The 9131-nt window shown below is 43.5% G+C and carries 9 protein-coding genes; 1 reads left to right on the forward strand and 8 read right to left on the reverse strand.

All coding sequences use genetic code 11. The features are described 5' to 3' along the window. Positions 1–43 precede the first annotated feature (43 nt). Complete coding sequence (gene lptC / locus RMY31_RS02825; RefSeq protein ID WP_322661485.1) at positions 44–1186, forward strand: LPS export ABC transporter periplasmic protein LptC; 1143 nt, start codon at positions 44–46, stop codon at positions 1184–1186. 376 nt (positions 1187–1562) lie between these two features. On the opposite strand, the gene RMY31_RS02830 is transcribed toward lptC, so the two are convergent. From RMY31_RS02830 to RMY31_RS02865, 8 genes are all read right to left on the reverse strand, one after another. After that, positions 1563–2885, reverse strand: coding sequence for a D-alanyl-D-alanine carboxypeptidase (locus RMY31_RS02830; protein ID WP_322661483.1), 1323 nt, complete (start codon positions 2883–2885; stop codon positions 1563–1565). A gap of 334 nt (positions 2886–3219) precedes the next feature. Beyond that, entirely contained in the window at positions 3220–3474 is a 255-nt protein-coding gene (locus tag RMY31_RS02835) for a hypothetical protein (RefSeq protein WP_322661482.1), read from the reverse strand. A 2-nt stretch (positions 3475–3476) separates the two neighbouring features. After that, complete coding sequence (locus RMY31_RS02840; RefSeq protein WP_322661480.1) at positions 3477–3662, reverse strand: hypothetical protein; 186 nt, start codon at positions 3660–3662, stop codon at positions 3477–3479. A 146-nt stretch (positions 3663–3808) separates the two neighbouring features. Next, complete coding sequence (locus tag RMY31_RS02845; RefSeq protein ID WP_322661478.1) at positions 3809–4879, reverse strand: LOG family protein; 1071 nt, start codon at positions 4877–4879, stop codon at positions 3809–3811. A gap of 393 nt (positions 4880–5272) precedes the next feature. Next, complete coding sequence (locus tag RMY31_RS02850; protein WP_322661476.1) at positions 5273–6271, reverse strand: DnaJ C-terminal domain-containing protein; 999 nt, start codon at positions 6269–6271, stop codon at positions 5273–5275. 119 nt (positions 6272–6390) lie between these two features. Then, on the reverse strand, positions 6391–6960 hold the full coding sequence (locus tag RMY31_RS02855; RefSeq protein ID WP_322661474.1) for an AAA family ATPase: 570 nt from the start codon (positions 6958–6960) through the stop codon (positions 6391–6393). A gap of 60 nt (positions 6961–7020) precedes the next feature. Continuing rightward, complete coding sequence (locus RMY31_RS02860; protein WP_322661472.1) at positions 7021–8313, reverse strand: glucose-1-phosphate adenylyltransferase; 1293 nt, start codon at positions 8311–8313, stop codon at positions 7021–7023. 407 nt (positions 8314–8720) lie between these two features. After that, on the reverse strand, positions 8721–8951 hold the full coding sequence (locus RMY31_RS02865) for a hypothetical protein (protein ID WP_322661470.1): 231 nt from the start codon (positions 8949–8951) through the stop codon (positions 8721–8723). Between the last annotated feature and the right edge of the window lie 180 nt (positions 8952–9131).

Below are 9131 nucleotides of genomic sequence, written 5' to 3' on the forward strand. Positions count from 1 at the left end.
CTTGTCTGATTTTATAGATACTAATTTTTAAACCTAACTTAGTATGAATTGGTATTATTTGCCTTTAAGTTTCTTTTTGCTAATTGGGTTAGGAGCTTGCGGAGGTAAATCTCCTACAGTTTCTAAACCTAATAATTCAGATTCAGGCTCCAAAGACAGCAGTTTGACTTTTTTTGGTGTCGCCTTAGAACAGTTTGATGAAGTAGGGCGACCCATCTGGAAAGTCAATGCTAAACAGGCAAAATACACTAAAGAAAAACAAATTGGTCAGGCGGAAAGTCCATATGGTGAACTATACCAAGATGGCAAAATAGTTTACCAAATCAAAGCAGAACAGGCAGACATTGAGCAAGATGGCAAGCAGCTATTTCTCAAGGGAAAAATATTCGCTACAGACCCAAGCAATGGCATTGTGTTGCAAGGCAATGAATTAGAATGGCGACCTAAAGAAGATTTATTGATTGTCCGCAACCAGCTAAACGGCAATCATAAACAACTACGGGCAATGGCCCAGGAAGCACGAGTGAAAACTCGCGAACAGCGTGTGGAATTTTCTGGAAAAGTAGTGGCAACCTCCACCGATCCCCAAATGCAAATGCGAACCGAACATTTGATTTGGCAGATTAAAGAAGAAAAATTAATTGGCGATCGCCCTATACAATTTGACCGTTATAAAAACAATCAAATTACCGATAGTGGTGTAGGAAATTCTGCCGAAGTTAACTTGAAAACTAAAATTGCCACAATTAAAGAAAATGCCCAGTTAAACTTACTAGACCCACCAATGCAAATAGCTAGTAAGTTGATGAGCTGGAATATGAACACAGAAACTGTGAGTACAAATTCTCCCGTGCGCGTCTTCCACCGCGCTGAAAAGGTGACAGTGACCGCTAATCAAGCTGAAATGAAGATACCGCAGAAAACAGTTTATTTAAAAGGGAACGTCAACGCCGTCGGTCAACGTCGCCAGTCCCTCTCATCTCAAACACTCACTTGGTATCTAGACAAGAAATTATTAGAAGGGCAAGGAAATGTAGTTTATCGGCAAGTTGACCCAGAATTAAATTTTACGGGTGAAACAGCCGTCGGTAATCTGCAAACAGAAAATATTGTTGTTAGAGGTGGCAAATCGAGCGGTAGGGTAGTAACAGAAATTATTCCGCAGGAAAAAGTTAATCGTCAGTAATCAGTAGTCAGTCGTGAGCCACCGCGGTGAAGTACTTGCTGTCTTCTCCCAAAGGGGAGACGCTGGCGCGAAGGCGGTTTCTGTCGATAGCAAAGTGCTGTTAGCGCAGCGAAGCGCGAGTCTTCTCCCAAGGGGAGACGCTACGCGACCCGAGCGTCACGAGCGTCACCCCGTAGGGATCAATAGTAAATAATTAATGAGCAATAGCCAAAAACTCTTAAGTTCTGGGCTTTTGAACCACAGTTGCCTCAAGTTGGGGAACCCTTTCGGCAGTTCCTTATGGGGAAACTCCCAAGATCGGACAGCCGACGCTCGATGACTCGCTACCGCTTCGCTAACACCACGGCACTGTCTCGTTTTGACTTTGGACTATTAATTAACTTTTGACTAAAACTTCATTACGATCGACTGCACCTAGTTTAGGTAATGAGTTGATAGCTGAGTGGGGAGTGAGGACATAAGGTACACTTGGAGCTACTTGCAACAGTTGCACAAGATGTTGCAACAACTTGTCTTGTCCAGCACGCAAGGCTGATATATTTGAACCACGGTTAAGGATCGCAAACCAAACTAAGCCGCGATCGCGTGTAGGCATGACTCCAGCTAAAGCACTCACATCTCGAAGAGTGCCAGTTTTGATCGCGGTGGCAACGGGAATGTGTCTAGCGTGTAATGTTCCCCGGCGATCGAACCCAGAGGTGGGAAATAAGTCAGCTAAATTTAGTTGGTGAGCTGCTGCTTCTTGTTGCAGTGCCATTAACATGGCACAAACAGCTCTAGGAGAAATACGATTTTCTGGTCCCAGTCCTGAACCGTTGATTAACTGAATTTCCGAGTTGGGTACTCTAGCAAGATTGGCAGCAGTGGATTGTACTACAGTTGAGCCTCCTACGGACTCTGCGAGCATCTCTGCCATTTCGTTATTGCTAAAAACGTTCATTTCCTTGATCAGTTTCTGCAAGGGCAAAGAGTGGTGACGCACTAGCAATGTTTGTTGAGGATTCGGTTGCGCCTCGAATTTGATATTACCCGCAATTACGACTTGAGGCTTGGGCGTTCCCTTGGGCATGATTGAGTAGATGTAATTCGCAGGGCGAGTCCAAGTTTTATTATTCAGTGCTTGCTTGAGCATTTGACCTGCTAGTAGGGGATGACGTTGGAAATTCATGGCGAAATTGCCAGTAATTATCAAATTTCCTTTTACCTGCTCGATCCCCATCTTGTTAAGAGTATTACCAAGGGCGATCGCTTCCTCCCAAACAAACATCGGATCGCCACCGCCAGTAATCACCAAATCACCCTGCAATACCCCATTGACCGTTGGTCCTGTAGCGCTGACCAAAGTCTGAAATTGGTGGTCTGGACCCCAAGTTTTTAAAGCAACTAGTGAAGTGGCAATCTTAGTTAAAGAGGCAGCAGGCAGAGGTGTCGTACCTTGATGATTAGCCATGAGCATCGGTCCCGACTGCATCCAAATTCCCTGACTCTCTATCAAATTCTGTGCCACTAATTTTGATGTAATTAATCCCTTAAGATATTCCGTTACTGTACTAGTTCCAGCTGGATTTGGATCGGGGGCAAGAACCAAGCCAGGGCTACTTTGCCAAGCCAATGCATCTAAGGCATCTGAAGGCTTGATTTGTACTCCAGCCATTTCTAACCAGAGAGAAACCAAACCTGAACCCAATAATTCCAGCATGTTTTGTTCCCCTATTTAGGATTTGATACTTTGTTGACGTTTACTGTGCTAATATACATGCTTTTTTTCTGCCGATCAGCATTCAGCCATGATAACTAGTGTTTTTCTCATTTTGGGAGTAAGTTGGATCACATGATTTTTGTAATGCATCTTACAATTTCAGGATGCAATCGCCCTTTCATACTTTTAAATATAGGAAAAGTTTTTTGGGATTATTAGAAGTCAGAATAATCTACAATACTCAAATAAAAAACACCCAACTGGGTGATGAAGGTAATTTTCGATGAACTAACTTAAATAAATTAATGGACATTTCTAGATAATGAGCGATCGCCTAACTTCGTAATTCATACAGCTCGATTTCCCATCCTTGCTTATCGATCTTCTCGTTTGCTAGAAATGCAAGTTTTTCTATGAGTTTTCTAAAAGGTGTTTTGTTCTTATATTCAGGAGATGGCTCAATTTGTGCGTGAGCTGGATTGTCATCAGTAGGTCTTGGAAAGACATCCATTTTATAAACAAAAAGCGGATTACCTTTGGTATCTCCCTGAGCGATATTATTTATCATCCGAACTTCGCTAGCAATCAAGCTTACAACACCATCATCTGGGTTTTTTGTATCCGCTTTGGGTTGTAGTCACAAAGTATTGCCCGATCGACAGAAGGAACCATACCTCTATCAGCAAATGCTTGTGAACTAACTTTTGCTCCATATTCGCCCACAGAGTAATATTTGTCTACTCCACGAAAAACACCAGGGCTAGCACATCTTGTCAATAAAGAAGCCCTAATCTCAATAAAGACTCAATTAATCGCATTAATTTACGCTTATTGATAATAAATTGGCAAAAATGAATCGAGACAATTTTTTTCAGTTTCAAGCTAACAAACGAATTACAAACCATTCAATGTTAAGAAAGTCATTACTTTCTTTCTGGATGTGCCGTCTCTTCTGGGGAAGGAGTACCCATTTGGTTAATAGCGGCAATCATCTGATACATGCGTCCCAAGTCTCGCTGATTAAAGTACAACACGAGGCGGGGTAGTCCTACGGTTTCATCTTGTGCTTCTTGAGGCAACGCCTGACTTTTTTCAATCCGTCCTTTAACAAGGATGTCGCTGAACTCGGTGTTAAGTTGCTCTAATTCAGCGTCTGATATGTCTGAGGTGAGCCGAATTACCAACAGATCGCCTACATAACGACTAGAATGATAAACCTGATAAAAACGGGTAATAGCATCGCAAGCTACTTCCAGATTGTCTGTTACCGTGTAGAGGCTGGGATCTTCAGGACTCACAAGACCTGTTTTTACTAGATGGCGATCGATATATTCGCTCCAAGATCGCCAGTAATCGCCACCAGGATGGTCGATTAAAACTACAGGCACGGGGCCAAATTTACCTGTCTGACTTAATGTCATACACTCAAAAGCTTCGTCTTGCGTGCCAAATCCGCCAGGAAACAAAGCAACAGCATCACTTTCTTTGAGGAGGAATAGCTTGCGGGTGAAGAAATACTTAAAGTGAATCAGCTTGGGATCGCCCTCAATAACTGGGTTTGCCTGTTGCTCAAACGGCAGATGAATATTTAAACCAAAGGAATTTTCTCGCCCAGCACCTTCGTGACCCGCCTGCATAATACCGCCGCCGCCACCTGTCATGACCATGAATCCTAATTTTGTAACAGCACGCGCAAAATCAAGCGCCATCTGGTACTCTGGCGTTTCTGGTAATAAGCGAGCAGAACCGAAGATAGTGACTTTGCGGACGTGTCGGTAGTCATAAAACAGCTGGAAACCTCGCTCCATATCTGCTAGAGAAGCCGACAAGATTTTCCAATCAAGACGATCGATATCACTGTCAGCCAGACGCAATATGGTAGCCAGTGCTTGCTGAATCAGTTGCCGATTTTTTAACGTCGGCAAGCGATCGATTAATTCAGCAATATCCGCCTGGAGAGACGCTAATGTGTCAAACGACGCAGATGAGGTCATGAGAACTGCCGCCACAATGGCATTACATTGTATCTAATTTTGGTAGGTGATTAACAACTGCTTCGAGGAGTCTTTAGTCTATAACCCGACGTAAGTTCGATGAGTGCGGTTACCGTAGAATCCCTTAGCGCAGAGAAGCGCGAGTCCTCTCCCAAGTTGAGCAAGTGGCGTGAGACCCTACGCGTAGCTCGCTTAAGAACAGGGGTACGAGCCTCGCTTCCGTTCGCGAGCTTGCGAGCGTCACCCGGAGGGAATTCATAATTAAGACACACAGAATACTGAATCTTTAAAAGTCTGGGAAGGCATAGAGAAGTCTGAGCGGAGGCTTCCTCCGCTCATAACTTTGTTTGTGTAGCAGCGATTTCAGTTGTGCTGAATTTGCGATCGCTCTGATTACAATTTGACTTGTTGCAAGTGACTACGGGGATTATAAGTACGTATCGCCCGGATTTTTTCATAATATTCCCGCTCTTGTTGGCTCATTTCTTTTGGTGGAACGATCGCCACCTTCACCAACTGATCGCCACGTCCACCCTTGGCGAGATGCCAACCTTTGCCCCGTAAACGTAGAGATTGACCAGAACGCACTCCCGCAGGCAACTTTACATTAACTGAGCCATCGGGTGTGGGTACATCGATAGATGCTCCTAAAGCGGCTTCATCTGGTGTAATTGGGACTTCGCAAACCAAATTATCGCCCTCTATTTGGAAGAACGAGTGCGGTTGAAGTTCAACTTTTAAATATAAATCGCCCCGTTGTTGGGTCATAGGATTGATTTGACCTTTGCCTCGCACGCGCAGACGAGTACCAGGTTTAGCCCCAGCTGGAATGCGAACATCTATTGTTTCGTTGCCTAAACTAAAGCGCTTTTGTATACCAGCAAACGCTTCCGCAAACGTTAAGGTAATTGCAGCTTCGCTATCTTGGGCAGTACCAGTACCAGCATCTTGAAAACCAAAATCATTAAAGCCACTAAAACCGCTACTTGCTCTTCCTGTGGAAGTGCGATAAGAGTAGCTTTGTCGCCCACCGCGAGGGCTAGCACCACTAAAGCGCCCTAGCAGCTCGTTGATAAACTCATCAAAATTACCATATTGACTGAAGTCAAAACCACCCATATCAACACCAGCACCGCCAGATGGGAAACCTTGACCAGCTTGTTTCCAATATTGACCAAATTGGTCGTATTTTTTGCGTTTGTCTGGGTCTGACAAAACTTCATAAGCTTCATTAACTTCTTTGAAGTTTGCCTCTGCTTGCTTATTACCTGGATTGACATCAGGATGATATTTACGAGCTAGTTTGCGAAATGCTTGTTTAATCTCCTCTGGACTGGCAGTCTTACTTAATCCCAAAATTGCATAATAGTCTTTGAAGTCGGTTGCAGCCATCTACCAGCCTCCTGTAAAAATTTCCGTTATGTTTTTTTTTAAGATGTGATATTTGCTGTTTGACAGGTATAATGCCAAGCAAATGATTCTGATTTTAAATTAACAAACAATAAAGAAAATCAAGTGTGGTTCTCGCTCACCGTGCCAGCGCAATTTCCGTACTCCCAACTGTCTGGAAAGTAAATCAAGTTGTCAAGTCCTTCTTCTAAGCTGGGAGGAGCATCCCGGAGTTGACGGTGCATTCGCAAGATGATTTCTTCAGGAACGTGCCTTGTGCGCTTTTTATTACGTGCCAAACACAACCAAACTGGTGTATTCACGCAAATTGCCATGATGTGAGTGAAACCGCGATCGCGTGCTAGGGCAATAACTTCACGGCGATGTCGTCGCTGAGTATTAGTAGCATCGAAAATTGCTGTTTTACCTGCGGCTATAGCTTGCTGAAATTGCCGATCGATTTCCCGCCAAATCAACAGCCACGCTCCCTGAATCGCTTCCGAACCGAAAATTTGCCCCCGGATAGCATCCGTTGAAATCAGCTGCATCTGGGGGCATTCTGCTACTAATTGTTTTGTCAAAGTAGATTTACCGCTACCCGGAAGACCAATCAGCAATATGAGTGCTGAGTGGAGATTGAGGAGTGAGGAGCTAATAGTTAGGAGTGAAGAGGGATTAGAAATTGTACTCATAACTCATAACTAGTAACTCATAACTCACAACTTATACTCAGTACTCATAACTCATAACTCTTAAATGATGGTTCCATCAGGAATTACGGCATTTTTGAGGACGACGACAATACCGCTGCGAATGTAGAAGCCTTGGTTTTCTCGATCGGCTTCTTGCACGTTATCTTTATTGATAATTTTGACATCGTGACCGATGCGAGCATTCTTATCGATGATGGCACGGCGAATAATTGTATCAGTGCCAATACCTACAGGAATATCACCTTTGTCAATGCTACAGTGACGCTCTACGGATGCTTGGTAAAAGTCTGCGCCCATGAGTAGAGATTCTTCAATTGCACACCCAGCTTCAATTCGCGATCGCACTCCTAACACAGAATGTTGAATGCGGCAATTTTTCAAAATACAACCTTCGCCAATAATTGATTCTGTGACGTGACAATTTAAAAGTTTACTCGGAGGCAAATAACGGGCGCGGGTGTAAATTGGTGCGTCTTCATCGTAGAAGCTAAAGGGCGGCATGGGTTGCTGAGTCAGCGCTAAGTTGGCATGATAAAACGCCTCGATTGTCCCAATATCTTCCCAGTAGTCATCGAATAAGTAAGCTTGAACGTTATAACCTGCTGCTGCTGCATCAGGAATAATTTCTTTGCCAAAATCAGTCTTTTCTAAAGCTTCCTTCAACAACTTGAACAAAGCATCTTTTTTAAAGACATAAATCCCCATAGAGGCAATGTATGGCTGTGCTTCGGCTTGTTCTTTTGACAATCCCAAAATCGTAGTATCGACGCGCATTTGGGCTAAGGCATTGCCTTTGGGTTTTTCGCTAAAGTCAATTACCTTGCCAGAATCATCAATCTTCATTAAGCCAAAATCCGAGGCGCGGCGATCGTCTATGGGGATGACTGAAAGAGTAACATCAGCACCCGTCTCTCTATGGCGCTGGATAAACTGGCGGTAATCCATGCGATAGAGATGGTCTCCTGAGAGGATTAGATATTCTTCTGCGTCCCATTCCTCTAACAGCCACAGGTACTGACGCACAGCATCAGCTGTCCCTTGGAACCAATTGGGGTTTTCTGGTGTTTGCTGTGCGGCTAGCACTTCCACAAATCCCTCACTGAAACCTGTAAAGTTGTAGGTACGGGCAATGTGACGGTTCAGAGAAGCTGAGTTGAATTGTGTCAGGACGTAGATTTTAAAGATTTCTGAATTAATGCAGTTACTAACAGGGATATCGATTAAGCGGTATTTGCCTGCTACAGGCACAGCTGGTTTTGCACGTAGCTTGGTTAGGGGATACAGGCGAGTACCTGCGCCACCACCGAGAATGATTGCTAAAACTTTTTTCACAAAATTTCTCCCGACTGCCTTTCAACTCTCACTTTCAGTTTAGGACTGTATGTAGCAGCTGATAAGGGGGATCGCAGATTCTAATTAGTCAATTTTACGAAATTTTGTTGGTAATGAATGATTGGCAGCATCATTTATTATTAACGAGTATGTATTAGTTGGAACTTAATACTGAGTTCGAGGGTACCTGTTGTAGCTTGATTTTACTCGTTAAACTACATCCACTGAAGTCTTAAGATATCAGTGTTTACTCTGATGAAACAGACGATCGAGTGTTCATAAACTCCCCAGTGCGGGGATGATTGATTGCCGATCGATTTAATCACTTTATCGACATCACATCCAGACTTGAGAGTTAAAGTGCGATCGCACTTCGTATTTGTTGTGATGAAGAAGTAACAGTAAGCCTAACCAGCGCTTAAATTCGCAATGGTCACTTGCCTATCTACAAGATTTTCATCATTCTCAGCATCCGAAGGCTTAGGATGGGGAACATCAGGGTTTTCGTCATCATGAACAGAGTCGTTCAAGTCTTTCGTCTCTCCAGCAGCTTGTTGCTTTGGATTAGAACTGAATACACTAGCATCGGCGGATTCATGGACTGATAGATTAACAAACTTATCTGGTTCCTGAGTCATTTATGCCTCTCTACTTCATTGCTTAGATTAGCTATTTACATACCCCTCTTCTGTCACTTTCCGGAGTGAGCTAGTAGTAAATAAGTGAAATTATCCAGAAGCATAACAAGGTTTAAATTGATTCATTGCAGTAATTAAATGATTGAATCCCAGCAATAAATGTGAATTGGGAAAAATATC

The organism is Dendronalium sp. ChiSLP03b (genome assembly GCF_034531165.2).
Taxonomy (GTDB): Bacteria; Cyanobacteriota; Cyanobacteriia; order Cyanobacteriales; family Nostocaceae; genus Dendronalium; species Dendronalium minutum.

Bases quoted from the DNA above. Each gene is read 5' to 3' on its own strand.
- RMY31_RS02855 (WP_322661474.1), bottom strand. From the start codon at position 6,960: ATGAGTACAATTTCTAATCCCTCTTCACTCCTAACTATTAGCTCCTCA.
- RMY31_RS02845 (WP_322661478.1), bottom strand. From the start codon at position 4,879: ATGACCTCATCTGCGTCGTTTGACACATTAGCGTCTCTCCAGGCGGAT.
- lptC (WP_322661485.1), top strand. From the start codon at position 44: ATGAATTGGTATTATTTGCCTTTAAGTTTCTTTTTGCTAATTGGGTTA.
- RMY31_RS02830 (WP_322661483.1), bottom strand. From the start codon at position 2,885: ATGCTGGAATTATTGGGTTCAGGTTTGGTTTCTCTCTGGTTAGAAATG.
- RMY31_RS02865 (WP_322661470.1), bottom strand. From the start codon at position 8,951: ATGACTCAGGAACCAGATAAGTTTGTTAATCTATCAGTCCATGAATCC.
- RMY31_RS02850 (WP_322661476.1), bottom strand. From the start codon at position 6,271: ATGGCTGCAACCGACTTCAAAGACTATTATGCAATTTTGGGATTAAGT.